Genomic DNA, 26,090 nt, shown 5'->3' with positions numbered 1-26,090 from the left:
AATCTTCGACACTCTATAATTCTACTTTGAATAATGCTCGCCTTTCCATTTATAGGTTGAAAACATGGAAACTATAGCCACGTAAGTACTAAAGAAAGGATAGAGTAGACAAGCCAGCCAATAACTACTTAAAGCATCTTTGGTATCAAAGAATGAAGCTGTCTTAAATAATAATAGAAAGTCTATATTGATTTTTATAAAAAACAGATACAACAACAGTTTCCACGAAATCACTGAAGTCATTGCTAAAACCAAACCACAAGCTATCGCAGCATTCATTAAGAGGATAACTAAAGCAGTAAACCTACCAAGAGTATTTTTGGTTGCAGAAGTTTTTGAAGCCCATCGTTTTCGTTGCACTATAACAGCGTTCCAGTTGGGTTCTGGATGTGAAATCACAGCAGCATGCACAGATTTTAGATAATCAACCTTATGACCTTTTCGTTTAGCCTTTTCCAGAAAGAAAATATCATCACCACTTGCAATATTAGTATTGCCTTCAAATCCGTTTAAAGTCTCAAATGTTGTTGCTTTGTAAGCAAAGTTAGCACCATTGCACATAAATGGGTTGTTTAGCCCAAAAGCACCAATAGTAGCCCCTTGTAGACTCATAACATCCATAGCTTGAAAACGCTCCAAAAACGTGTTGTAAGTAGCATAAAGCAAAGGTCCTGCAATAACATCACTATCAGAGTTTTGAATAAACTCATCAAAACTATCTAGCCAGTATTTAGGTAATAGACAATCAGCATCTGTGGTAACAATCCATTCAAAATTAGCTTTGGACACACCAAGCGTTATCGCATCTTTTTTAGGAGCTTTGGATTTACGTTCGTTATCGATTACTGTTATAACATAGTTCCTAAGATGTTTTTTACAAAGCGCACTAAGAATCTGTTTAGAATCATCTGCAGAGTTATCATTAATAAAGATGACCTCAAAAAGATGTTTAGGGTAGTTTAATTTTGAAATTGAATCTACTAATGCAGGCAAATTCTTTGCTTCATTTTTGAAAGGAATGAGGATCGAAAACCGAGACTTCGGGTTTATGTCCTGCAAATTGAAAACCTCAACTTTATTAAACCCTCTTACAAAACTGAAGATGAGTATTAGATAAATTACTGTGATTATGATAAAAATTACTGTAATCATTCCTCATGAAAGCTTTTAAAATTGAAGTTTAAAACATAGTAACTTCCAAATATACTAGGCAAGACGATATTTAATAACCACATAATGGATATAATACTAAGAACACTTATCTCATTAACGCCAACAGCCGAAAATAAATACACTGCTACACTTCCCTTAATCACAACATCAAAAATAAATATTGAAGGAATTATTGAAGCCAGTAGATACATACTAGTGATCACCATCATAGCTCTTAGATAGTCGACTTCAACACCAAATATTGTAAGTAAAAAATAGAATTGATACGAAAAGATGAGGTACCTAATTAATGATAGCAGTAGTACAGTCGCTTTAGTTTTTGCACTTATGGCTTTAATGAACTTCAAGACCTTTTCAAAGGAAAACCCTTTTATACGAAAGCGATCCTGCTTAATACCCAAAAGACCTAATGCACCAATAACAATCACTACAAAAACAAACCTAACAAGTTTGTAGTAATCTATGTTGATATCGTAATTGTTCACAAAAAAAGCAAACCCTATAGTACCTAGAATCATGGTAATGGTCATCTGGGAAACATTGCCTACGAGGTTTAATAATAATATGCGTTTTCTATGCGTTTTGGAATAGTACACAGCCTTGGCGCCATATTCACCAATTCTGTTTGGGGTAATAAGAGAAGCGGTTAATGACCCAAGGCTTTGTTCTAGTGATGCTCTTAAGGAAATTTTCTTGATAGAAGCAACTAAATGTTGCCATTTCAAAATTTCAAAAAACCAATTAAAAAGGGTGAAAACGAGTAAAAAAACGACATTTTTTAATGAAAACACACGATTTTCAGTCAAAAAATGAATAAAAGTGCTAAACTCTAAACCTTCGTTTTCGGCTAGTTTTTGATAAATAAAATAAAAGGCTCCAACAACGATACTCAACTTGATTAGCACAAAAAAGAATTGCTTAGTTTTGTATGGAAGTGTATGGAACATACTGCAAAATAACTCAAATATTATAAGATGAAGACCCTTTTTAGATCTACCTTGTTTTTTTTAATGTTGTTTGGAAGTTGTGAGATGATATTCGCCCAAAAAGCTACCAATGTATGGAAAGCTCAAGTCGCTTTAGGATTCAATAGACCGTTTTGGGGAGGTTTTGTTAATGAACTAAATTCTAAGAACCTCAATTTTCCAACTGTGAATTTAGGAATTCAGTATATGTTCAAGCCTCAACTTGGTGCAAAATTAGACTACGGATTCAATCGTTTTTCGAGTGGAGATGATGTTCCGGAGTTTAAGACCAATTATTCACGTATCAATGCACAGTTTGTATACGATCCAACAACAAGTTTAGGGTTTTTGCCTCAAAGAATGGGTGTCGTAGGACATGCAGGACCTGGGATTTCTTTTGTAAAACCGCTTGGGAATCTTGGTGATAACAAGCAAACCTATGCAAACTTTATGGCTGGTGTAGAGCTACATTATGCAATGTCTGAAACCATTTCCCTATATGGAGACCTCTCTTATATTTATGGATTTACATCTTTAGATGATTACGATCCACCTTTAACCGGACTTGGAGCGTTTAACGGAAATGTGCTCACTGCTACATTAGGAATTACATTCTCTTTAAGTGGTTGTTATACGTGTAATTAATGAGTAAAGAAAAAATAATATTAGGGATTGATCCTGGAACCACAATCATGGGATTTGGACTTATCAAAGTCGTAGGTAAATCCATGACGTTTATGCAGCTCAATGAATTGCACCTAAAAAAATACGATGATCATTATCTGAAGCTGAAGCTTATTTTCGAACGTACTGTAGAACTTATTGATACCTATCATCCAGATGAGATCGCTATCGAAGCACCTTTTTTTGGTAAAAACGTACAAAGTATGTTGAAGCTTGGTCGTGCACAAGGTGTGGCTATGGCGGCAGGATTGAGTCGAGAAGTACCTATTACAGAGTACTCACCTAAGAAGATTAAAATGGCCATCACAGGGAATGGTAATGCTAGTAAAGAGCAAGTCGCTAAAATGCTTCAAAGTCTTTTGGGTTTGAAAGAATTACCAAAGAATCTAGACGCCACCGATGGCTTGGCTGCAGCAGTATGTCATTTCTACAATCAAGGACGTGTATCCGTTGGGAAAAGTTACTCTGGTTGGAGTGCTTTTGTAAAAGCGAACGAAGATAGAGTTGAATAACTGATTTTAAATTGGCAGGCATCTACATCCACATACCATTTTGTAAGCAAGCTTGCCACTATTGCGATTTTCATTTTTCTACATCGTTTAAAAAGAAAGGTGAACTAGTCGAGGCGCTCAAAAGTGAATTGCGATTACGAAAAGATGAATTTTCAAATACATTAGTAGAGACCATTTACTTCGGTGGAGGGACACCAAGTGTATTGACCATTGCAGAATTGCAATCGATTATTGATGAGGTTTATGCTAATTATGATGTTGCAGAAAACCCAGAGATTACCCTAGAAGCAAATCCAGATGATTTGGTTGGGGCACTGAGCGGAGCCGAAGTGCCATCCAAAAATAGCTTCAATGCTTATAGAACTATTGGAATTAATAGATTGAGCATAGGCATTCAATCGTTTTTCGAAGCCGATCTAAAACTTATGAATCGAGCTCATAATGCCGAAGAAGCTAAACGTTGCCTAGAGGAAGCAAGAGCCTATTTTGACAACATTTCAATTGATCTTATTTATGGTATTCCAGGCGCTTCAAACGAACAATGGATTCAGAATATAGAAACGGCGTTGTCTTTTGATATTCCCCATATATCGAGTTATGCATTAACAGTAGAACCCCAAACCGCCTTAGAAAACTTTATCAAAAAGGGCATTATTGATAATGTCGATGATGAAAAGGCTGAACAACAGTTTCACATATTAATTGATACTCTGGAAGCTTCAGATTTTGTGCATTACGAATTATCAAACTTTGGAAAAGAAGGTTATTTCAGCAAAAATAATTCAGCCTATTGGCAAGGCAAACCCTATATAGGTATAGGACCTTCAGCACATTCTTTTAATGGCGCTCAACGCTCTTGGAATGTGAGAAACAATTCAAAATACATAAAAGCAATAGCTGAGAATGAATTGCCTTCCGAAGTCGAAACCCTCACAGTGACAGATCGTTATAATGAATACATTATGACAGGTCTGCGCACCATTTGGGGTGTTTCTTTGGATAAGATCGAAACTGACTTTGGGAAAAATTATAGGTCATATCTTTTAGAGCAAGCTAAAGGGTATATTGACGATGAGTTTTTGTATCTTCATAACGACAAGCTACAGGTTAGCAAAAAAGGAAAATTTTTGAGCGATGGTATCGCTTCACAACTCTTTAAACTGAATTTATAATTGATCACACAAATACAATACAACTCTAGAAAGTTTAAAATAGATTTATCCAACCCTTTAGATATTTCCATACCGCTAAAAAGTTCAGACAGTAATGTAAATGCATGGTATATCGGACCTCCAAAAATTTCGGCAGAAGTTATAGATGGTAGTACTATTAGCGTTGCCGAAGGTGCTTCAGTAAATTTTAATGGGATTCACTTCAACCCTCATGCTCATGGTACGCATACCGAGTGTGTTGGTCATATTACGGAGAAAGTTCACTCTATTAATAAAAATCTAAAGCAGTTTTTCTTTTTAGGCGAAGTGATTACAGTGGCTCCAGAGAAAGATGGTGAAGACTTTGTAATCTCTAAAAAGCAATTGCAATTTGCTCTAGGGAATAAAAAAAGAGAAGCATTGGTCGTACGAACTATTCCTAATATAAAAGACAAAAAATCGAGGCAATACTCTAATACCAATTGGCCTTACTTTACTTTAGAAGCTATCGAGCTTTTGGTAAAAAAAGGGATTAAGCATTTGTTAGTGGATTTACCTAGTGTAGATAAGGAATACGATGAAGGGCTTTTAGCTGGTCATAATGCGTTTTGGAATACCAAGGGAAAACTTAGAATGGATGCAACCATTACAGAGTTTATCTATGTGTCCAATAAGATCGATGATGGTACTTATTTTGTCAATCTGCAAATTGCACCCTTCGAAAACGATGCCTCACCAAGCAAACCTATTTTGTATAAGGTTATAGAATGAAACTCTCCATTAAAATAGAAGAACTGGCAATGTTTTTGCTAGGCGTATTCTGGTTTGAACTGCTGGGATGGAATTGGTGGTGGTTTATTGGCTTGTTCTTTGTGCCAGATATTAGTATGTTGGGTTATTTAGTAGATAAAAAAATAGGAGCGTGGATGTACAATGTGTTTCATCACAAAGCTATTGCGCTAGCATTTTATATTATTGGCACCATAAGTAGAAGCGATGTATTGCAATTGATAGGCATTATATTGTTTTCTCATGCTGCTTTTGACCGTTGTCTAGGCTATGGACTTAAGTACGAAAAGGGATTCAAGTATACACATTTGGGAGAAATAGGAAATAGTAATTAATGGAAGCATTTTTAGGAATCATCATAGGCGTATTGGCAAGTTTGGGTGTGGTCACATATCTCAAATCTTTGAAGCGTCAAAGTCTTATCAATTCACAATCTGTGATTTTACTAGATAAGATTAAGAACGTATGTAAGTTTATCACTGTTGAAGGTGATTTTGCTGAGATTTACCATTATGAAGATGTGAAAGAAAAGTTCTTGAAACTGATTTCGAGCAAAAAGAAAGCATTAGTTGTCGTAAACGCTAAGGCTCATGTCGGATATGACTTGTCTAAAATTCAGTTGCGAGCAGATAAAGATTCTAAGACTATTTTTCTGAATCATTTTCCGCAACCTGAAATTTTATCTATCGAAACAGATTTGAATTACTACGACAAAAAAGATGGGTATTTCAATAAGTTTGAAGCAAATGATCTCACAGAATTACATCAAGAAGCTAAGGGTCATATAGAAGCGAAAATTCCTGAAAGTGGTCTCATTGAAGCCGCTCAAAAAGAAGCTTTACAAACCATCTCACTTATGGAGAACATAGTTGAAACTATTGGATGGCAATTAGATTATTCTGCTTTAGTAATAGAAGATAAATCCAAAAAGCTGATTGAATAACATGAACATCGAACAGCTATACGAATATTGTTTATCCAAGAAGGAGGTGACCGAACATTTTCCTTTTGATGATAATGTGTTAGTCTTCAAGGTGATGAATAAGATGTTTTTACTCACTGGAATGGACAGTTGGGAAAACGGAGAGTCTGCAATCAACCTAAAATGTGATCCGGACTATGCTCAAGAACTTAGAGCAGAATACGAAAGTATTGAACCAGGCTATCACATGAGTAAAAAACATTGGAATACACTTAGGCTCTATAAAGGAGAGTTGCCACCAAAGTTGGTTTCAGAATTAATTGATCATTCTTATGATTGCGTGGTTAAAAGTTTACCGAAGAAACTCCAAGCACAATTGAAAGACGACTAGTATTGATACTCAAAAATGTTATTGAGTTCTTCACCAAAGATTGTTGATTGCTCTTTCAGGCTAAATCCCAAACTTTGCAATAACCCTATAGAAGGTTCATTATCTAGTTTTGTGATAGCGTAAATTTTAGGGATACCAAAAGTATTTTCAGCATAAGCCATCATAGCTAGAGTAGCTTCCTTTGCATAACCCTTACCACGCGCATCTGGCATTAATCCATAACCAACATCGTAGAATGAGGTATTGTCTCTAAACAATAATGTAGATACACCAATAGGTTTCATATGGTCTTTGGTACGAATCGTAAAAAAACCATTTCCATTCACCTGAAATTCTTTCAAGACCTTATTTTCAATATACTCTTCAACTTCTTCAACTGTTTTAAGGCCTTTATCACTGATATTACGTATCCAATCAGGATCATTAAAAAGCTTCAAATAAAAAGCCGCTTCACTAGAAGAGATATCCTTAATAACTAATCGCTCTGTTTCAATTTGCATGCTTAAAGATAATGAGTTCATCGCAAAACCTTACATTTGTTCAATAATAAAAACGGATAGATGAGTCTAGAGCGCGATCTTCAAAAGCGTAGTCATAATTGTTGCGAATTGTGCAAGCAAACAGAAAATTTAAGGGTATTTACAGTGCCTCCAGCTTCACAAAGCCTTCAGGATAGCTTATATGTTTGCGATACCTGTGAAGATCAAATGACGAATTCCGATAATATAGATCCAAACCATTGGAGATGCTTAAACGATAGTATGTGGAGCGAACACAGAGCTGTGCAAGTGATGGCCTGGCGTATGCTCAATAGATTAAAGGCAGAAGGCTGGCCTCAAGATCTTTTGGATATGATGTATCTCGATGAGGAGACCTTAGCATTTGCAAACGCAGAAGGCGATGGTGATGATGGTGAAGATAAACTAGTACATCGCGATGTCAATGGAGCTGTATTGCAAGCAGGAGATTCTGTAGTTCTTATTAAAGATTTAAAAGTGAAAGGATCTAGTATGGTAGCCAAGCAAGGTACGGCAGTGAGAAGAATATCACTAGACCATGATAATGCTGAGTATATCGAAGGAAAAGTAGATGGTCAGCATATTGTGATTGTTACCAAATACGTAAAGAGGCTTTAAGATGTTAGAAATTAGACCCACATGCGAACACTGCAACAAGTCATTACCTTATGATTCTGAAGAGGCTATGATCTGTACTTTTGAGTGCACGTTTTGCAAGGATTGTGTGGAGAATCTGCTACATCATGTGTGTCCAAATTGTGGCGGTAATTTTACGCAACGACCTATTCGCCCAAAGTCATTGTTAGAGAAATATCCTGTTTCTACCAAAATAGTTCATAAACCTGTAGATCTAGAAGCTCATAAAAAACGTCTCAATGAGTGTTAGATATGCGGATTCTTTCAAGGAAATGCGTCATGGTCTAAACAATTGTCCTTTAGTCGATTAAAATTTATTTTTTGCTAGAATAGTTGCATCTTGAAACATCAATTGTTGATTGATAATTATCAATCCATTGAATTCCCTTATTTTTTAGTAGCACCAAATTTATTGTTTAATCATTTTAATGTAAATGTTATGGCACTTGCTATATCTAATTACAATAATTTTTTTAAGGTCAAAGGCGTTTTGAACAAACGAAACATTCAGCAGTTTCAAGAAGCGTTTCACAATGCATTAGATGTTAATAATGAAATTACCATCAGTATTGAAGGCTTAGAGACTATTGATCGTTATGGCGTTAATGCTTTGGTGAAATTACACAACGAAGCATTGACAAAAAACAAACGTTTGTCTATCGTTGGAAGTGGTCTTAAGGAATTATTCGACTATTTTAAATCTGAAGAAGCAGCTTAGTATTTTATTTGCTCCCAGTTTGCGTCTGCTTTTTCTACTAATATGTCTGGAGTTTTGGCAAGCCAAGATTCTAAGGTATTAGTTCCCCATGAGTTATAGAATAAGTAGAGTTTATCATCTCTTATTTCGAAAGTATTCGGGTCTACATTCACTTTTTTGCTTTTCAATGCTACTGCATACGCACAATAACCACCATATTGAGGTAGGTATTGTACAGGGTTTTCTTTAAACTTATCTAGATTTTCTTGAGAGGAAAATTTGTATTTAACACCATCATGTGTTACGACAAAATCTTTTGAGCCTTTTTCGGCAGAACCATCAAAATAAGCTACAACATCATAGCCATGAACCGCGAATCCCTTCTTAGTGTTGTAATCAATAGATTGAGCATTCAGTAGTAACCCAATTCCTAAAAATAGAACTGTAAAATATGTTTTCATTATTAATAAATTGAAGATTTGGAACCGGTGACTTTGATATCATTCGGGTTGATCATAAGAACATGCCAATCATCCATTTTATGAACAATACCTTTTATTTCTGAAGGTTTTCCAATGTAAGGTAGCACAGCATCATTAATAGCATTACCATTTAAATCTGTAAGTAAGTAATATTTAGAAATATTGTTATCGTCTGTTGTAGCCAGAACAGGAGGAATACCACCTGAAATACAACGTACAGCACAACTCCTATGAATCTTACCAAAACCAGGTTTCATGACACCAAAGTAACACTTAGGGTCAATAATTTCACCTTCTAAAGTCATCTCGATCGTTTCAGATTTAGTCGGAGCAATACCATCAGAACTTACTAATGCAACTTTTTCTTCATCAGTAATTTGTAAAAGCGTTTTGCCATTGTAATAGATTAAATTTCCCTCGATAGAAAGAATCTTATTGTTGAGGCCTTTTTCTTTAGTAAGCAATACCTCCAAGTAAGGATTAGCACTAGATTTTCCAAAGCCCAGTAGCACAATGTTCTTATAAGTATTGTCTGCCAGTTGTACTCTCAACATCGGATAAGGATTCTCATGGAACGTACCAACAATCTTCGTAGTACTTGTAAGCTCAAAAGAGCTATTCTTGAATGGTTTTTGAGTAAACCCAAAGACCAATGCACCAAAAATGACAATGAGTATAGCTACTATTCCAAAACGTTTTATCGTCTTTTTGGTTTTAGAACCTAAACTACCTTCAATATACGGTACGAAAAATTCATCATTCTGTTTCATAATCTAGATATTACAAGGTTCTACTTCAGTGCCTTCTTCAAAAGCTTCGGGATTTATATAAACTGTAGATCCTTCAAGCTTTAATGCATAGGTTGCTACTTTTTCAGTATATGGAGGAGGTGATTGTCCATTGTTTGGTAAATATTGATAACCATGCCAAGGACAAGTTACGCAGCCATCTATAATTTTGCCTTCACCTAAAGGACCGCCTTGGTGTTTGCAAACATTATGAATTGCTGAGAGTTTGCCTTCATATTTAAAAATAGCAACGCGTTCCTTATCTACCGTAAATATTTTTGCTCTGTCGTCTTCAATCTCATTAACATCGCAGACTTTTAACCACCCTTCATTGACTTCAGTCTTAATGCTATCAACTTTACGTTCCTTGAAAGCTGCTATAAGATGCAACGAAGTAACTGTGATGGAACCAATAATCATAAACCCAATCGTAAATAAGGAGGTTTCTTGCTGAAAAGCGCCCAAAAATACATGCGCAATGATTAAGGCATATGCTAAATAGACCATCATGTGTAAACGCTTCCAGACCTTAGCTGAAAGGTTAGCCAAGAAAAAATCATGACTGGTTGAAGCCATCACGAATAAAATTAACAGCGCTAAAAATCCTAATACCTGAAATGGGAAATTGGTCAATGAGCCATAATCCATATTTGAGGTGAAAATGGAATAGATAGGATTTACATCTCCCAATGCATGAAACTGAAATGTAGAAAAGCCACCATGTATGAACGCTGCCAAAAACATGCTCACACCAAGATGTCTTCTATTGTAAAGAATAGGAAGGAATCCACTATTCAATCGGCTTAATGGACCAATTGCCAAAATAATGTGAAGCATTATAATTGCTAGTGAACCGAACGACCTAATGATCAATGTTTCTATACTCGTTTCAGAATTAAAAACCAAGGTGATAGCGGCAAACAAAATGATATACAAGATCATGCCAATGGCAATAATCTTATCATATTGCTTTTTGAAAGGGTTCCATAGGACTAGTTTATAATCTAAAGCCATTATAATATCAATGTAGTTATGGGTTGCTTTTTTATTTTATCCATGATGAGTATTTTTTCAACAGGCCTATCCACTTGAAATCTGTATGTGCCTGCTTGAGAAATTTGCCCTAGGGTTTTGGACTTATTTTCAGAATTCAAATCGACAACAACAGCAGAGGCGTTTTTCAAAGGCTTTTTTAAGATGATTTCTATGCTGTCCTTAAACGTGTTTACTTTAATGAATTCATTTTCTGAAACCTTTAAAACTGTGCTTTCAGATTTAAAGGTCACTTCTGATGTCTTTCCGTTATTGGTATTGAAATCTAAATTCTTAACCGATAAGAAAATAAAAACAGGAAGACCAATAGCTAGTAAAAGCCAAACCACTAAATGTGTTTTTCGTTGTTTTGAATTCATACTAAGCAGATTTAGACTTAAATAACTTTCCAATTAAAAACGGCCAAGTCGCAATAACACCAGGAAATAGAAGAAACCTAACTTTCTTCTTTGTGTCTGCCATGAGAGGATCAATTTTTGAAGCTTTGAAAAGGAAAAGCAATCCGAAAAAAAGCCCAATTAAGACGTAAAGCCCTAACACTATCAAAAATATGTTGATGATTAATTCCATCTAAATCAGGTTTACATCTGCAATAACTTCTAATACGCCTGCTTTAGGTTGCTCATAGAGTTCCTTCATTGCAGTTTCCAAGTCTTCCTGTCTATCGACACGTTTTCCCCATGCACCGCACGATTGCGCAAATTCAGCAAAGTTTGGGTTAGATAGAGATGTCTTCCAAACATCAAATTCACCAGCACGTTGCTCTTTGGAAATTTTTCCCAGTTCATGATTATTCAAAATAATCAGCTTTACAGGCATATTATATTTTACAAGCGTCGTGATTTCTGCTAAGTATTGACACACACCACCATCTCCAGCAACAGCAATAACTGGTCTCGAGTTTCCGACAGCAGTCCATGCACCAATAGCCGCAGGTAATGCAAAACCAATAGAACCTAGATAGCCAGACATCAAAAAGTCTTGATTGGTAGGTTCAAAATAACGTCCAAATGAATACGCATTATTACCAACATCGACACACATTACAGCATCGTCTGGTGTGAGTTTATTCATGGTGTCAAACACAGCAATAGAACTAATGCCGTTATCAGATGTTTCGAGTAGGCGTTTTTGCTTTTCAGCTTTCCAGATAGTCCAGCGTTCAGCAATTTCATTGCGTTGGTCTATTTCTGGTTTATAGTCTTTTAAAGCATCAGAGAAGATGTCTAAAGTTCTAGAAATTTCACCCCAAACAGCAACTTCAACCTGATGGAATTTGCTCAAAGCCAATGGGTCAAAATCAACTTGAATAATTGGTTTCTTAGGTGTAATTCCTGTGTGATTGGAAAAAGATGCGCCAAATACAATGAGTAAATCGCTTTCATTCATAAACCAAGATGCAATTGGTGTTCCGCTTCGACCCAATACACCACCGCCAAGAGGATGATTGTCAGCTATGAGCCCTTTACCCTTAAAGGTTGTCACAACACAAGCATTAAGCTTTTCCGCAAAAGCTACAATAGCTTTTTTGTGAATTCTGGCACCATGTCCCATAATGATTACAGGACGTTTCGATTGTTTTATTAAAGCGATTGCATCGTCAGCAGCAGCTTTTGGAGGAGCAATCTCTAACGACGTAATTCTATTCTTAGGACCTTTAGCTTTAGCATGTGGTTTTGCAGGGCGTTCTTGCACTTCATCCGGAAAGGTTAGATGCGACACATCACGTTTTAAAATAGCATGCTTTACAGCCAAAGACATTAATTCACCATGGCGGCTGTCACTCTGCACACGATGATTAAATTCAGCTACAGAATTAAACGCTTGTACCAAATCCACTTCCTGAAAATTACCAGTCCCAACAACTTGTGTTGCTACTTGGCCAGTAAGTGCCAACAGAGGCGCTCTGTCTACCTTAGCATCCCACATTCCTGTATACATATTGGTGGCTCCTGGCCCTGCAATGGAGAAACACGCAGCAGGCTTTCCAGTTAGCTTTCCATAGGCGGAAGCTGCGAAAGCTGCAGCGCCTTCGTGACGTATGCCGTAAAAGTTCAAATTGCCTTTTTCTTCCTGTCGTCTCATGGCATCTGCAAAGCCTAGATTGGAATGACCAACCATGCCGAAGACTTTAGTCACGCCCCAATTCACCATAGTCTCAGCCATAATATCTGAGACTGTTGTTTGATGTGGTTGCTCTTCTTCCATACCAACATATATTGCATCACCTTCTTCTTTAATAGGAAAAGTATCAATGCCATCATCATAACCTCCTGGAGGTTTTCCTGTACAAGGATCGAAATCCCAACCATGCCAAGGGCATCTCAAAAGGCCATTTTCTATAGATCCTTCACCTAAAGGACCGCCTTGATGTGGACAGCGATTATCTAAAGCTGAAAACTTTCCTTTATAATGTGTTAAACATATGCCTTTATGAGCTGCAGTTACGGTTTTTACTCTGCCTTCTGGAAGTTCTCTTTTGTTATCTAAAACTTTGTGCCAAACAATTTTTTTATCCATCAGTTCTTAGTTAAAAGTTTAGTGACTAATTTTTCAATACTCAATCCTTGAGCGATGATTGAGAATACAACAATAACATAAGTAGCGTAGACAATAATATCTTTTACATCACCTTCGGGGAGTGATAAGGCTAAGGCTATAGAAATTCCACCTCTGAGTCCAGCCCAAGTTAAAATTAAGGTTTCTTTTTTATTTGCTTTATCCGATTTCTTCAGAAGCACATTAGAGATGATAATGGTAATATACCTTGCAAAAAGTACAATGAAAATTGAAAGGATTCCAAGTATTAGATGCGTGAGATTGAAATCTAGTGTGATCATCACAATGCCAATTAATACAAAGAGTACTGCATTAAAGACTTCGTCTAAAACCTTCCAAAATATATTCATGTGATTTCTCAGGTTTTCAGTCACATCTTTTGAATGTAATCCATTACCGATAATCAATCCAGCAATGACCATTGCAATTGCTCCCGAAACATGAAGTAAGTTAGACAGTACATAGCCTCCAAGCACAATCGCCAGAGAAATGTGAACTGCAATCACTGGTTCTTTGGCGACACTCTTTACACATAGCTTTCCTATGTAACCAAAAATAAAACCTAACAAAAATCCACCGCCTGCTTCTTTACTAAACTCGGCTGCAATATGCGTGAACTCAAATTCATGCATCATTGTTGCCAGTGAAAGAATAGATAAGAAGACCACGATGCCAACACCATCATTAAATAGTGATTCCCCCACAATTTTTATTTCCATATGCTTTGGCGCACCAGCTTTTTTGAGCAAGGCTAAAACTGCTACAGGATCCGTTGGAGAAATCAATGCACCAAACACCAAGCTATATAGGTAACTTATTTCTAACCCTAATGCTGAAGCCAAAAAGAAAAACGCTGAGCCAATAATAAATGTAGAAGCAATGACACCGATAGTAGCGTAAATCAAAACTGGCGTTTTTTCTTTTAATAGGCCTTTCAAGTTTACATGAATAGCGCCAGCAAATAGCAAAACACCTAGTAGGAAATCGAATAATATTGTTTTGAAATCAATACTTCTGGCAAAATCGGTTACTTCATGAAAATAGCTTTTATCAATAAAATAGCTAGCAGCAAATAAAAGTGAAACAACGATGGATAATATCATGACACCAATAGTTTCGGGAAGGCGTAAAAATTTCGCATTCAAATAACTTAGGAATGCTGCAAGTGCAATAATGCCAACGAATAATTCGAACATAACTTATGACTTAACTCCGGCGTAATTAATACCTGTTAAATGATGCATCTCTCTATCGAATGTTGAAAGATCATTTTTATTGAACTTCGAGATATCGTCATAACCACAGGCTCTTGCAATAACCCTAATAAGGTTATTAGTCGCATCAAAATAGTTGTGTAACTGCTTAGCCGAAGATTCAATAATCAAACGGCTTCTCAGTGATTCTTTCTGAGTTGCAATTCCGACAGGACAATTGTTAGTACCACATGCACGCATACCTAAACAGCCAATCGCTTGTAATGCAGAGTTTGATACTGCAATGGCATCGGCTCCGAGCATCATAGCTTTTGCAAAATCTTCGGCAATTCGTAAACCACCAGTAATGATTAATGTGATATCAGTTGCACCAACCTTATCCAAATATTGTCTTGCTCTAGCTAAAGCTGAAATTGTTGGAATATTAATGTTATCCCTCAATATGGTTGGCGCAGAACCTGTTCCGCCACCACGACCATCGAGGATGATGTAGTCGACACCGACGTCTAAAGCAAATTGAATATCTGCTTCAATATGGCTAGCCGCTATTTTGAAACCAATTGGGATTCCGCCTGTACGTTCTCTTACTTTATCTGAAAACTCTTTAAAATCCTCTACAGTATGAAAGTTTGGATTTGCAGCAGGAGAAATGGCAGCTTCACCTTCATTCAGGCCACGTACTTTAGCGATTTCGGCACTAACTTTATTACCAGGTAAATGTCCACCTGTACCTGTTTTTGCGCCTTGACCACCTTTGAAATGAAAGGCTTGTACATTGTCTAGTTTATCCCAAGAAAACCCAAATTGTGCTGACGCCAATTCATAGAAATATCTCGAGTTGCTTTGTTGTTCTTGTGGCAACATACCACCTTCACCTGAACAAATTCCAGTTCCGGCGAGTTCTGCACCTTTAGATAAAGCAATTTTAGCTTCACGAGATAAAGCACCAAAACTCATATCACTAACAAAAAGGGGTATGTCTAATTCTAAGGGTTTTTTAGCTTTAGGACCTATAACAACTTTGGTGGCTACATCTTCATGGTCTAATAATGGACGTGTGGCCAACTGTGCTGGTAAGAACTGAATGTCATTCCATTTAGGTAAGGTGTTTCTATCGACTCCCATAGAAGCTGAGAACCCATGATGTCCTATGTTTTTCAGGCCATTTCGAGCTAGTTCTTTGATATAACCAGTATATGGTTCTGTATCTTCAGGATGTGTGTCGGCATAAGTGCCTAAGTACGAATCGCGATCAAAGGGTTGTGGGTGGCCATGCTCAAAAGCAGCGACTTCATCTTCATCAATCAATAATGAATCACCTTCTATATATTCTTGGAATTTGTGCAGTTGCTCATCATTGTTATACTCACTAATTCCTGTGTCGTATCTGTAATCCCAACCATGTACACCACAGATGAGATTTTGACCATCGATATGACCATCTGCTAATAATGCACCACGATGATGGCACCTTCCGTAGAGTATGGAAATACCTTTTTCATGTTTGATAATTACGAGGTCTGTATTTTTTACTAAAGCGTAGGCTGGTTGCTTTTCTTGTAGATTTGAAATCTTTGCAATTTCAATTTTCTTCGACATAAAGTTGTTGTTAGTTGATTACTAAAGTTACAACCTTTTGGACGAAAGTGTATTAAATTAATTACAAGTTTGGATTAGGAGGACATGTCTGCAATGATTTTCCACTGGCCATCAATCTTTTTGAAGATAACAAGGAAATTACCATTTGCATCGCCTACGTCTCTGGTAAGATGATATTGTCCCATTACCCAATAGCTATTAGGTTCGATAGGAGAGATGTCGTCGATAGTGAATTTTAGAGCGCCACTTTCTGCTGAGGTTGGATATCCTCTTTTGTAGTTGTCCAGTGTATTTTGCCATCCTTTGGTGAGACCGCTGCTGCCATAAAATTTTAAGGAATCATTCTTCCAATAGCCTTTCATAAAGCCTTCAAGGTCATGCTTGTTCCAGGCTTCTTCCTGAAGTTTCATAACATTAAGAATGGCTTTTTTGTCGTTTTCAAGTGTTGAAGTTTCTTCACAAGAAAACAGTATCGCAAAAGCAAAAAGAATTAAAAGAAGATATTTTGGCTTAGAATAAACCATGAATCTCAGCATCAATTTTATTGATTATGCTTCCTAAGTCTTCAGGATTGGCAACAAAATCGAGATTATCTACATCAATGATAAGGAGTTTCCCTTTATCGTAAGTAGAAATCCATGCTTCGTAGCGCTCATTGAGGCGACTCAAGTAATCTATGCTAATAGAGTTTTCGTAATCACGTCCACGTTTATGTATTTGCGATACTAGATTAGAGATAGAACTTCTTAAATATATCAGTAAGTCTGGACCATCAACGAATGATTGCATAAGGTCAAAAAGCGAAGAGTAATTCTCAAAATCTCTATTGGTCATAAGTCCCATAGCATGAAGATTTGGTGCAAAAATATGCGCATCTTCATAAATGGTTCTATCTTGAATTATATCCTTGCCGCTCTGACGAATCTGAGCTATTTGACGGAATCGACTATTAAGGAAATAGACTTGTAGATTGAAACTCCAGCGCTCCATCTGATTGTAAAAATCATCTAGATAAGGGTTGTCTACAACATCTTCGAGTTGTGCTTCCCATTTATAGTGTTTTGCTAATAATTTAGTCAATGTAGTCTTACCTGCGCCAATGTTTCCTGCTACAGCAATATGCATAATGTTAGTCGATTTTTAATTGGAATTGATGAAGCATTTCATCGTCGTAAATATACAAGGTTTCATTCGTTACCAAAAACTGACTTATTAACAATTCTGGTAATTTTACAGGCTTTATATCATCACTGTTTTTGGGCAAAATATAGAGGTGATTTTCTCGCTGTAAGAATATATTTCCACTATCTATTCGCAAATTAGTGTAACCTTGGTTTTCGTATTTAGTGATTAAACTTCCGAAGTAATTATAGACATATAGATGCTTATCGGTCAGTAACCAACAGTAGTTGTAATCACTTTCTATAGCTAATATATTGTCTTGTATTGGGAGTGACGAAACTCTAGTAATATTGGCTTTGTAATCGTATAACTCTAGCTGTTGTAAATCTTGGTTGAATATCCAAATTGTATTATCATATCCCGTAGATACTAAAGAGACATTTTTGTACGGCTGCGTAATATTGAAATCTATTTTGAAGACTTCGGCGAGCCTGTTATCTAAAATGATTACTGTATTAAAATCCTTGTAAAATAGATTGATTTTTAAGGTGTTGAAAGCATCGGCAGATGTAATTCTCCCTAGTTGAATATTACTATAATCAACCGTTTGTGTATCACTTTTTTTATTGAAGCTGAGATTGTCGGAAGTATAATACAGGGTATTGAAGTTGTCTATACTGACAATCTGATCGACTTTGAATTGATCACTTTTTATAAGTGTAGATTGAATGCTGTCTTGAGCTAGGCCAAATCTTGAAAAACATAGTAGTACGAAAACAATCCATCTCATAATAGTTAGGGAAAATACAAAAATTGAACCAGTTTTTAGCAAACTAATTTGTATCCAAATCCTCTAACATTAATTATTTGAATGCTTTCGTCCTTTTTTAGTTTTTTTCGAAGTTTGCTGATAAAGACATCCATGCTCCTAGCAGAGAAGAAGTCATCATTACCCCAAAGTTTATTTAGAATTAGGGTGCGATCTAGAACTTCATTTTTGTTTTTGATAAGATGAAACAGTAGGTGCGCCTCTCTATGCGTTAAAAGTTCTGGTTCTTCAGTATCAAACTGCAGTGTTTGTTTTGGGAAATTAAAAGTGAAATTACCAATGGTTAGCACCTCTGCATTTTTTTGAAGCTTCGTTCGATTAATCAAATTGTGAATTCTTACAATGAGCTCCTCCATACTAAAAGGCTTCTTGAGGTAATCGTTACCACCTATGGTGAATCCTTCTACAACATCCTGCGTTTGTGACTTAGCAGTAAGAAAGATAATTGGTATGGTATCGTCCATGGTCCTAATCTCTTTAGCTAAGGTAAAGCCATCTTTTTTGGGCATCATTACATCCAAGACCAATACTTCAGGGTCTTCAGATTTATAGACCTGTAATGCTTTTTCACCATTCTCGCAAAGCAATACTTTGAAGTTACGAGTTTCTAAGCTTTCCTTAATAATTTGACCTAATGCTGGTTCGTCTTCAGCCAGCAATATTGTAATAGTGTCAGGCATTAGGCAGTGTAATTTTGAAAGTTGTAAGGTTGTTGTTGAGGTCTAGATTAATAGCGCCATTGTGTTTTTCAATGATTGTTTTGGTATAATATAACCCAATTCCAAAACCTTTGATGTCGTGAGTATTTCCCTTGGGAACTCTGTAGAATTTTTCAAAGATTCTATCTTTATTAGCTTTGCTCAGCCCTTCACCATTATCAGATATGTTAACTGTAAACATGTGTGGCCATTGCTCCAAACTCACTTTAATAATATCGCCACCATATTTTATGGCATTGTCAAGAACATTATTAATAGCATTTTCAAAATGAAAGGCATCAACATTAGCATAAACTTCAGATGGAGTTTCAATATGAATTTCCTTTTCAATATCCTGAATTTTATACTTAGATACTAGATTGCTAAGCAGTTCGGAAATATTAATTTTCTCAATATTTAGCTCTAAGTTTTCACTATCTAAAGTTGCTGTTTCTAAGAGTTTTTCCACCATAATATTTAGTTTGTCTAGTTGTTGGTTAGACATATCTAAATAGCTTTTGGTTTTCTCTTTATCTTCAATAGTATTAAAATCCTTTATGCTTTCAAGCGCAACTCCAATGGTAGCTATAGGTGTTTTGAACTCGTGAGTGATATTGCTGATAAGATCGTTCTTTACTTCAGCAAGTTGCTTCTGTTGCCTAATAACTTTGAGCAAGTAAAACAATAGGCTTATTACCGTTAATACGAGTAGCGTAGAAATAATAATACCAGACAAGATACGCTTAAGTATTAGCATTGTTTCATTAGAAAAATTTAGTGTAAGCTTACTGCCTTCAGGTAAAAAAGAGGATTTGGATACTGTGTTTAAAGGGAGTTTATCCTTATCTATATTTTCAATGGCTTTGTTATCGAGTGTTTTGTTATTGAACCTTACAAAAGGATCATCATAACTTATATGGTATTGAATATCTATCTTCTTTCTATTAAGCTCAGATTTTAGTAATGTGTCAACCAGTTCTATATCTAGAGCATCATCATTTGCGGAAGCAATAACTTTTGAGGTTAGCATTTTAAAATTAGATACTCTTAAAGAATCGGTATTAATTTTGTAATGCTGAATGCTAGTTTTTAAAGAATCTTCTGAGGTTTCAAAAGCACCAAATCTAAGCGCTTTAATGATTGAATCAGAAGGATGTCTCAAACTATCACTATGACTATCTATTTCTAACTGAAAAGTACCACCACCATTAAATTTTAATGTAGTGTCGATCTCAAGTCTGCTGGTAAAGTCTAATTCGGTAAATATGTGATCAATTTCTACAGGGAGGCTGTCCAAAAATGCAAAACCTATCGTGGCGCGCTTAGCCAAATTGGCATAATAGTCATCCACTGCTTTATCCAAACTTACTTGAACATCATTAATAAGTTGTTGCTTACTATTAAGGTAGTTCTTGTAGTTCCAATAAACCTGAATCCCTATAGTAGTAATGATAACTATTACAATTAGGTATAGTGTATATCTGTATCGTTTGTCATTCACAATTCAAAAGTAAATGTTAATTATGATTTAATACCAATCGCTTAACACTAGTTAACAGTAGTTAACCTAATAATTAAAGGTCTTGTAGAATCTTTGTGGAAGGATTAAACAATAACATTTTATAAACACAATCAAATTATGGTAACAGTTATTAGAGTTTTAGTTGCTGCATTGGTGTTGATTGCCACTAATGTTTCAGCACAAGATTTTCAGGGTGTTGCAACATACAAAAGCAAAACCAAGATCGACATTCAATTAGACAGTACCCAAGTGAGTTCTGGACTTCAAGATCAAGTCATGGAAATGATGAAGAAACAGTTTGAAAAAACGTACTTACTCAACTTCAACAAATCGGAATCTACATATAGAGAGGATGAAGAGTTGGGAGCACCTCAAGCACCAGGAGTGCAAATGGTTATGGTAGGTATGGGTTCTGGTTCGGATGTACTTTACAAGAATACTAAAGAGAATCGCTACACAAATCAGAATGAAGCCTTTAGTAAGTTGTTTTTAATTAAAGATGAACTAGAAGATTACGAATGGGAGCTAGGTACAGAAACCAAGAACATAGGAGAGTATACCTGCTATAAGGCTACATTTACTAGAGAAGTTGAAGTTAGAGAAAGCGGCATGAGCATTAATGGTGACAAAGATTTGGATGAATTAGAAACCAAGAAGGAGATGAGAACAACTACAGCTTGGTATACGCCACAGATTCCTGTGAATAATGGACCGAGAAATTTTCAAGGGTTGCCAGGTTTAATATTAGAAGTCAATGATGGACAAACAACACTGATTTGTAGTAAAATTGTCCTTAATCCTAAGGAAAAGGTGAAAATTACTGAACCTAAAAAAGGTAAAGAAGTAACGCAAGAAGAGTTTGATAAGATTATGGAAAAGAAAATGAAAGAGATGGAAGAACGATATAGACGACCTGAAGGAGAGCGAGATGGACAAACCTTTGAAATAAGAATAGGCGGGTAGTATTTGGGTATTGGTTAGATTCCTTAAAAACCTTATTGATGTTAATTATTTGATAAACAGAAAACATTTTGTTTAATTATTTATTAAATTTGTTAAACAAAATAAAGTAAGACTATTATGAAATCAATTCTAACCAAACTTGGTATTATTTTTCTTGCACTGCTTTTATCTAGTTCAGCGAATGATAGCGAAAAAGATTTTCAAGGAAAGGCGTATTACTTTTCAAAATCTACATTAGATCTAGGACGATGGGGAGCACGCTTAAGTGAAGCTCAGAAGAAACAAGTTCAAGAACGTTTAAAAAACAGATTGGAAAAGACGTACACATTAACCTTTAACAAAGAAGAATCTTTATTTAAAGAAGATGACAAACTAGATGCGATATCTGGAGCAACGGATTCTTGGGGAAAGAATTTTGCAGCTGGAGAACAGTATAAGAATGTAAGAACAGAAATACAGATTCAGGATCAGGAGTTTTATGGCAAAAGGTTTTTAGTGAAAGACAACTTGCAACCAATAACCTGGGAACTTGGATCTGAAACGAAACAAATAGGGAACTATACGTGTTTCAAAGCCAAAGCCTCTATTCCTACCAATGATCTCCTTTGGTTTTCATTCTCATGGGATAGAATAAGAAATGATGATAACGAATCTGGTGAGCCAAATATGACGGATATAGAAGCTTGGTATACACCAGAGATACCTGTAAGGCATGGGCCTTCCGAGTATTGGGGACTTCCAGGCTTGATTTTAGAAGTTAGTGCAGGTGACACAACAATCTTATGTTCTAAGATTGTAATGAACCCTGAAGATAAGATCAAGATAGAAGCTCCAAATAAAGGAAAGATAGTTACCAAAGCAGAATATCAGGCGACGATCGTTGAAAAAATGAAAGAGTTTCGAAATAACCGAATGGGAAGAAGTAGAAGATGATTTTTTAGGATTATTTTAACTTTTATTGAGTTAAACTTTTAATCGAATTTAAAGTCATATAATTTAATTAAAGTACTTTTATTGATGTTTAACTCAGTCATAATGAGTTAATAAATAAAGAGACTAATTAAAAATCATCAAAATACTATTCTTATCATGAAGTCACTTCCGTTAAAACTCGGCTTAGTTCTAATTGCAATTCTTTTCACTGTAAACTCAAATGCTCAAGATTTTCAAGGTGTAGCGTATTATCAATCGAAGACCACTGTCGATCTAGATAATTGGGGAAGAGGTCAGATGAGCGAACAGCAAAAGAAAATGATCATGGAACGTATGAAGAGTATGCTCGAAAAAACCTTTGTCCTTACGTTCAATAAGTTTGAATCCACTTATAAGGAAGAAGAACGACTTGAAGCACCAGGACAAGGAAGAGGATTTGGATCTTTTATGAGCAGTTTTACTGGAGGAGCACAATATAAAAACGTAAAGGATCAACAAATATTACAAGAACAAGAGTTTTTTGGAAAGCAGTTTTTAATAAATGATGAATTAAAATCATTGGAATGGAAGATGGGTTCTGAAACGAAACAAATAGGTCAGTATACTTGCTTTAAAGCTACAGCGATAAAGAAAGTAGATGAGTTCGATTGGAGAAGCATGAGGCGAAGAGATAGAGATAAGGATGAGAAAAAGGATGCTGATAAAGCTTCTGATTCAACAAAAACAACAGATCCTATGGATGAAATTGAAGTGCCAAAAGAGATAGAGGTTGTTGCTTGGTATACACCACAAATCCCAGTAAATCAAGGTCCAGGAGAATATTGGGGGCTTCCAGGTTTAATCTTGGAAGTGAGCGCAGATAGAACCACAATTCTTTGTTCTAAGATAGTATTGAATCCTGAAATAAAAGAAGCAATCGATAAACCTTCAAAGGGAAAAGAAGTCACAAAGCAAGAGTACAATGATATCATGAAGAAGAAAGTTGAGGAAATGCGTGAAATGTATGGTGGACGAAGACGTGGAAACTTCAGAAGGAATTAAAATACTTTCCAGAATTAAGTTAATCAATCAGAAAAAAACGCCTGAGATTTCAGGCCTCTAGACATGAAAAAAATTATTATAGTATTACTACTTTTTGTAGCTGGGCAATCTTTTGCTCAAATAAAAATGCAAGGTGTTGTTAAAGATAGTATTGGAACACCTCTAGAACTGGCAAATGTCATTGCTATAAATAAAGAAACGAAAGCTCTGGAATCCTTTGGAGTATCTAATGATGAAGGAAAATATATACTCAATCTGAAGAAAAATACAGTCTATCAGTTAAAGGTGAGTTATATAGGCATGAAGACTATAGAGGAAGAGCTAAGTACTAAAGAAGCGGACATTGCAAGAGATTTTTCAATGACGTTAGATAATGCCTTGGATGCGGTAGAGTTAACCTATGAAATGCCAGTAAGTATCAAAGGAGATACACTGGTCTATAATGCCGATTCCTTTAAGGATGGTACAGAACGGAAGCTAGAAGATGTCCTCAAAAAGCTCCCTGGAGTGGAAGTCAATGATGATGGAGAAATAGAGGTCGAAGGGAAAACAGTGAGTAAAGTCATGGTCGAAGGGAAAGATTTCTTTGATGGTGATTCTAAATTGGCAACTAAGAACATTCCTTCTAATGCTGTAGACAAGGTTCAAGTATTAAAGAATTACTCAGAGGTCTCACAACTTGGAGGTGTTACCAACAATCAAGATAATATAGCATTAAATATTAAGCTGAAGGAGGGCAAGAAAAATTTCTGGTTTGGTAATATTGTTGCAGGAGGCGGTGACTCTCAGGAAGATGGACTGTATTTAATTCAACCAAAACTATTCTATTACAGCCCCAATTACAGTATCAATGTAATTGGCGACCTTAACAATATAGGTGAAGTGGCGTTTACTAGAAGGGATTATTTCAATTTTTCTGGAGGTTTCAGAATGCCAAGTCGACAAAGCGGTACAAACATTAATTTAGGCAGCAATGCTTTAGGGTTTTTAGCCCTTCAAAATAATAGAGCCAAGGAAATTAATACCAGATTTGGAGCGGCGAACTTTAGCTGGTCACCTAAGAAAACTTTAGATATTAGTGGTTTTGGAATCTTTTCGAGTAACAGAAACGAATTACAGCAGAATAGCTCTGTAACCTATACCAATCCGGAACTTGGAATTCCAGATGAAGACACACAAAGCAATACCACGCAGAGAAGTGATTTGGGAATGCTAAAGCTGAGTGCTAAGTACAAGCCCAATGCAAATAATCAGTTAGATTACGATGTCTTGGCAAGAACGTCTAAGGAGTCTCAAGATCAAAATTTTAATTCTTCAGTAATTGGAGATATTAAGCAATTGGAAGATACTAGTCCTTATAGTATTAATCAGAACCTTAATTATTACTATACACTAAATGAGAAAAACATATTTGCGTTAGAGGCTCAGCATTTATTACAAGATGAAGATCCGTTTTACAATGCTATCCTAGATAACGATCCAGACAGCGATGAAGATTCTTATGATGTTACGGCTCAAGCATTAGGGTTAGAAGGAGCGCAGCTTAACTATAATATTGCGCAAGATAAGCGCGTAAAATCGAATCAGCTAGATGCTAAACTAGATTACTGGAATGTCTTAAACACCAAGAGCAACATCAACCTTACACTAGGAACCATTTATAGTAGACAAGATTTTAATTCTAATATCTTTCAATATTTAGATAATGGGCAAGTTTTTGAAACTACACCAACTATAAATGATGGTTTAGATACAAACGACACGCAGTACACATTTAGTGATGTGTATCTCGGTGTACACTATAGAGTTAAAACAGGAATTTTCACATTTACCCCTGGATTCTCTACACATGCCTATAGTGCTAAGAATTCTCAGTTTGGACAAAGCTTTACAGATAACTTCTTCAGAATATTGCCAGATTTTAATATGATAATGCAATTGAAGAAGAGTGAGCAGATTAATTTGAATTATCGTATGCAAACTCAGTTCACTGATGTAACGAACTTAGCACGAGGGTTAGTGTTGAATAATTATAATTCTATTTTCTCTGGAGATCAACAGTTAGAAAGCGCATTGTCTCACAATATCAACTTGTCGTACTACAGTTTCAATATGTTCAATTATACTAATGTTTTTGCGAACATCAATTACAATAAGAATATCGATTTGATAAGAACTGCAGGAAATTTTGAACCAGGAAGTGTAGTAAGAGTAAGTACGCCGTTCAATTCAGATTTTGCTGACGAATCTTTGACAGCAAGTGGACGTTTTCAACGCACTTTTAATAAGATAAGAGCGACTTTGAATGGAAACTTTACCTATACGAAGTTCAATCAAATAAATAATGACATTCGTTCTGTCAATGAAAACTATTCGCAAACCTATAGAGCTCGATTACGAACTAATTTTAGATACGCACCAAATGTTGAATTAGGGTATCGTTATACAATACAAGACAATGATCAAGGTGCTACAAGAACTAAGTTCTACACAAGCGCTCCTTCAATAGAATTTGATGCATATATATGGAAATCTGTGACTTTCAGAACAGACTATGCTTATAACAATTTTAGTGATGAAGATGGTACAATAAACTCCTTCGATTTTTGGAATGCCTCGTTATCCTACAGAAAAAATAAAGATGCTAAATGGGAATATGAAATCAAGGCCACAAACCTATTAGATACACGCTCTCAAAACCAAAGTTCCGCAGGGAATGTATCTGTTAGTGCTACAGAATACTTCATACAACCTAGATTTATTACTTTCAGATTACGCTACGAGATTTAGTAATCAAAAAAACGCCAGCTTTCACTTCGACTCCGCTCAGTGACCGTTGGCGTTTTTTA

Annotated in this window: 30 protein-coding genes; 14 read left to right on the top strand and 16 right to left on the bottom strand. The window is 35.9% G+C overall.

Annotated elements, in window-relative coordinates; all coding sequences use genetic code 11:
• Positions 1–21: 21 nt before the first annotated feature.
• Positions 22–1,152, bottom strand: coding sequence for a glycosyltransferase (locus tag NCE97_RS12640; protein WP_353779639.1), 1,131 nt, complete (start codon positions 1,150–1,152; stop codon positions 22–24).
• Positions 1,149–2,120 (bottom strand): lysylphosphatidylglycerol synthase domain-containing protein, encoded by a 972-nt coding sequence (locus tag NCE97_RS12635; RefSeq protein WP_353779638.1) that lies wholly within the window; start codon positions 2,118–2,120, stop codon positions 1,149–1,151. The genes NCE97_RS12640 and NCE97_RS12635 overlap by 4 nt, the downstream gene beginning before the upstream one ends.
• Positions 2,121–2,147: 27 nt before the next feature.
• On the opposite strand from NCE97_RS12635, the gene NCE97_RS12630 reads away from it, so the two are divergent.
• Genes NCE97_RS12630 through NCE97_RS12600 form a run of 7 tightly spaced genes read left to right on the top strand, consistent with a single transcriptional unit; the run spans position 2,148 to position 6,587 of the window.
• Positions 2,148–2,783, top strand: coding sequence for an outer membrane beta-barrel protein (locus NCE97_RS12630; protein ID WP_353779637.1), 636 nt, complete (start codon positions 2,148–2,150; stop codon positions 2,781–2,783).
• Positions 2,783–3,334, top strand: a complete 552-nt coding sequence (gene ruvC / locus NCE97_RS12625) for a crossover junction endodeoxyribonuclease RuvC (RefSeq protein ID WP_353779636.1) — start codon at positions 2,783–2,785, stop codon at positions 3,332–3,334. Before NCE97_RS12630 ends, ruvC begins: the two co-directional genes overlap by 1 nt.
• Before the next feature lie 11 nt (positions 3,335–3,345).
• Complete coding sequence (gene hemW / locus NCE97_RS12620) at positions 3,346–4,506, top strand: radical SAM family heme chaperone HemW (RefSeq protein ID WP_353779635.1); 1,161 nt, start codon at positions 3,346–3,348, stop codon at positions 4,504–4,506.
• Complete coding sequence (locus NCE97_RS12615) at positions 4,507–5,256, top strand: cyclase family protein (RefSeq protein WP_353779634.1); 750 nt, start codon at positions 4,507–4,509, stop codon at positions 5,254–5,256.
• Complete coding sequence (locus tag NCE97_RS12610; protein ID WP_353779633.1) at positions 5,253–5,609, top strand: DUF4260 domain-containing protein; 357 nt, start codon at positions 5,253–5,255, stop codon at positions 5,607–5,609. Before NCE97_RS12615 ends, NCE97_RS12610 begins: the two co-directional genes overlap by 4 nt.
• Positions 5,609–6,217, top strand: a complete 609-nt coding sequence (locus tag NCE97_RS12605; RefSeq protein ID WP_353779632.1) for a DUF4230 domain-containing protein — start codon at positions 5,609–5,611, stop codon at positions 6,215–6,217. Before NCE97_RS12610 ends, NCE97_RS12605 begins: the two co-directional genes overlap by 1 nt.
• 1 nt (position 6,218) lies before the next feature.
• Complete coding sequence (locus NCE97_RS12600) at positions 6,219–6,587, top strand: MmcQ/YjbR family DNA-binding protein (RefSeq protein WP_353779631.1); 369 nt, start codon at positions 6,219–6,221, stop codon at positions 6,585–6,587.
• Here the strand turns inward: NCE97_RS12600 and NCE97_RS12595 are convergent.
• Positions 6,584–7,108 carry a GNAT family N-acetyltransferase gene (locus NCE97_RS12595; protein WP_353779630.1) on the bottom strand — a complete coding sequence of 175 codons (525 nt, stop codon included), beginning with the start codon at positions 7,106–7,108 and terminating at the stop codon, positions 6,584–6,586. The genes NCE97_RS12600 and NCE97_RS12595 overlap by 4 nt on opposite strands.
• A gap of 39 nt (positions 7,109–7,147) precedes the next feature.
• Between NCE97_RS12595 and NCE97_RS12590 the strand changes: the two genes are divergently transcribed.
• From NCE97_RS12590 to NCE97_RS12580, 3 genes are all read left to right on the top strand, one after another.
• Positions 7,148–7,723 carry a PhnA domain-containing protein gene (locus NCE97_RS12590; RefSeq protein WP_353779629.1) on the top strand — a complete coding sequence of 192 codons (576 nt, stop codon included), beginning with the start codon at positions 7,148–7,150 and terminating at the stop codon, positions 7,721–7,723.
• A gap of 1 nt (position 7,724) precedes the next feature.
• Positions 7,725–7,991 carry a DUF1272 domain-containing protein gene (locus NCE97_RS12585; RefSeq protein WP_353779628.1) on the top strand — a complete coding sequence of 89 codons (267 nt, stop codon included), beginning with the start codon at positions 7,725–7,727 and terminating at the stop codon, positions 7,989–7,991.
• Positions 7,992–8,081: 90 nt separating this feature from the next.
• Positions 8,082–8,459, top strand: coding sequence for an STAS domain-containing protein (locus tag NCE97_RS12580; RefSeq protein WP_353779627.1), 378 nt, complete (start codon positions 8,082–8,084; stop codon positions 8,457–8,459).
• On the opposite strand, the gene NCE97_RS12575 is transcribed toward NCE97_RS12580, so the two are convergent.
• The 13 genes from NCE97_RS12575 to NCE97_RS12515 all read right to left on the bottom strand — a co-directional run bounded on the left by NCE97_RS12575 (position 8,456) and on the right by NCE97_RS12515 (position 20,283).
• The gene (locus NCE97_RS12575) at positions 8,456–8,899 is read right to left on the bottom strand and encodes a YHS domain-containing (seleno)protein (RefSeq protein ID WP_353779626.1); all 444 of its coding nucleotides are present in this window, start codon (positions 8,897–8,899) and stop codon (positions 8,456–8,458) included. The genes NCE97_RS12580 and NCE97_RS12575 overlap by 4 nt on opposite strands.
• 2 nt (positions 8,900–8,901) lie before the next feature.
• Complete coding sequence (locus NCE97_RS12570) at positions 8,902–9,690, bottom strand: hypothetical protein (RefSeq protein ID WP_353779625.1); 789 nt, start codon at positions 9,688–9,690, stop codon at positions 8,902–8,904.
• A gap of 3 nt (positions 9,691–9,693) precedes the next feature.
• Entirely contained in the window at positions 9,694–10,722 is a 1,029-nt protein-coding gene (locus NCE97_RS12565) for a Rieske 2Fe-2S domain-containing protein (RefSeq protein WP_353779624.1), read from the bottom strand.
• Complete coding sequence (locus NCE97_RS12560) at positions 10,722–11,120, bottom strand: hypothetical protein (RefSeq protein WP_353779623.1); 399 nt, start codon at positions 11,118–11,120, stop codon at positions 10,722–10,724. The genes NCE97_RS12565 and NCE97_RS12560 overlap by 1 nt, the downstream gene beginning before the upstream one ends.
• A 1-nt stretch (position 11,121) precedes the next feature.
• Positions 11,122–11,331 (bottom strand): hypothetical protein, encoded by a 210-nt coding sequence (locus NCE97_RS12555; RefSeq protein WP_353779622.1) that lies wholly within the window; start codon positions 11,329–11,331, stop codon positions 11,122–11,124.
• Positions 11,332–13,281, bottom strand: a complete 1,950-nt coding sequence (locus NCE97_RS12550; protein ID WP_353779621.1) for a thiamine pyrophosphate-binding protein — start codon at positions 13,279–13,281, stop codon at positions 11,332–11,334.
• A complete protein-coding gene (locus NCE97_RS12545; RefSeq protein ID WP_353779620.1) occupies positions 13,281–14,516 on the bottom strand; it encodes a cation:proton antiporter in 1,236 nt (411 codons plus the stop codon). Before NCE97_RS12545 ends, NCE97_RS12550 begins: the two co-directional genes overlap by 1 nt.
• 3 nt (positions 14,517–14,519) lie before the next feature.
• Entirely contained in the window at positions 14,520–16,133 is a 1,614-nt protein-coding gene (locus NCE97_RS12540) for a glutamate synthase-related protein (RefSeq protein WP_353779618.1), read from the bottom strand.
• Positions 16,134–16,207: 74 nt separating this feature from the next.
• Positions 16,208–16,657 carry a YybH family protein gene (locus tag NCE97_RS12535; protein WP_353779617.1) on the bottom strand — a complete coding sequence of 150 codons (450 nt, stop codon included), beginning with the start codon at positions 16,655–16,657 and terminating at the stop codon, positions 16,208–16,210.
• Positions 16,644–17,258: a deoxynucleoside kinase gene (locus tag NCE97_RS12530; protein WP_353779616.1), complete on the bottom strand. Its 615-nt coding sequence runs from the start codon at positions 17,256–17,258 to the stop codon at positions 16,644–16,646. Before NCE97_RS12530 ends, NCE97_RS12535 begins: the two co-directional genes overlap by 14 nt.
• A gap of 4 nt (positions 17,259–17,262) precedes the next feature.
• Positions 17,263–18,045, bottom strand: a complete 783-nt coding sequence (locus NCE97_RS12525) for a hypothetical protein (RefSeq protein WP_353779615.1) — start codon at positions 18,043–18,045, stop codon at positions 17,263–17,265.
• 35 nt (positions 18,046–18,080) lie between these two features.
• Entirely contained in the window at positions 18,081–18,764 is a 684-nt protein-coding gene (locus tag NCE97_RS12520) for a response regulator transcription factor (RefSeq protein ID WP_353779614.1), read from the bottom strand.
• Positions 18,757–20,283, bottom strand: coding sequence for a sensor histidine kinase (locus tag NCE97_RS12515; protein ID WP_353779613.1), 1,527 nt, complete (start codon positions 20,281–20,283; stop codon positions 18,757–18,759). Before NCE97_RS12515 ends, NCE97_RS12520 begins: the two co-directional genes overlap by 8 nt.
• A 138-nt stretch (positions 20,284–20,421) precedes the next feature.
• On the opposite strand from NCE97_RS12515, the gene NCE97_RS12510 reads away from it, so the two are divergent.
• The 4 genes from NCE97_RS12510 to NCE97_RS12495 all read left to right on the top strand — a co-directional run bounded on the left by NCE97_RS12510 (position 20,422) and on the right by NCE97_RS12495 (position 26,031).
• Positions 20,422–21,267 (top strand): GLPGLI family protein, encoded by an 846-nt coding sequence (locus NCE97_RS12510; RefSeq protein ID WP_353779612.1) that lies wholly within the window; start codon positions 20,422–20,424, stop codon positions 21,265–21,267.
• Positions 21,268–21,384: 117 nt separating this feature from the next.
• Positions 21,385–22,200, top strand: a complete 816-nt coding sequence (locus tag NCE97_RS12505; RefSeq protein ID WP_353779611.1) for a GLPGLI family protein — start codon at positions 21,385–21,387, stop codon at positions 22,198–22,200.
• 156 nt (positions 22,201–22,356) lie between these two features.
• Positions 22,357–23,241, top strand: a complete 885-nt coding sequence (locus tag NCE97_RS12500; protein WP_353779610.1) for a GLPGLI family protein — start codon at positions 22,357–22,359, stop codon at positions 23,239–23,241.
• Between the two features lie 63 nt (positions 23,242–23,304).
• Complete coding sequence (locus NCE97_RS12495; RefSeq protein ID WP_353779609.1) at positions 23,305–26,031, top strand: carboxypeptidase-like regulatory domain-containing protein; 2,727 nt, start codon at positions 23,305–23,307, stop codon at positions 26,029–26,031.
• The last annotated feature ends 59 nt before the right edge of the window (positions 26,032–26,090 follow it).

This window comes from Winogradskyella sp. 3972H.M.0a.05, from assembly GCF_040493455.1.
Taxonomy (GTDB): domain Bacteria; phylum Bacteroidota; class Bacteroidia; order Flavobacteriales; family Flavobacteriaceae; genus Microcosmobacter.
The sequence above is the reverse complement of the archived record's forward strand: the minus strand, read 5'-3'. Positions and strand labels throughout refer to the sequence as shown.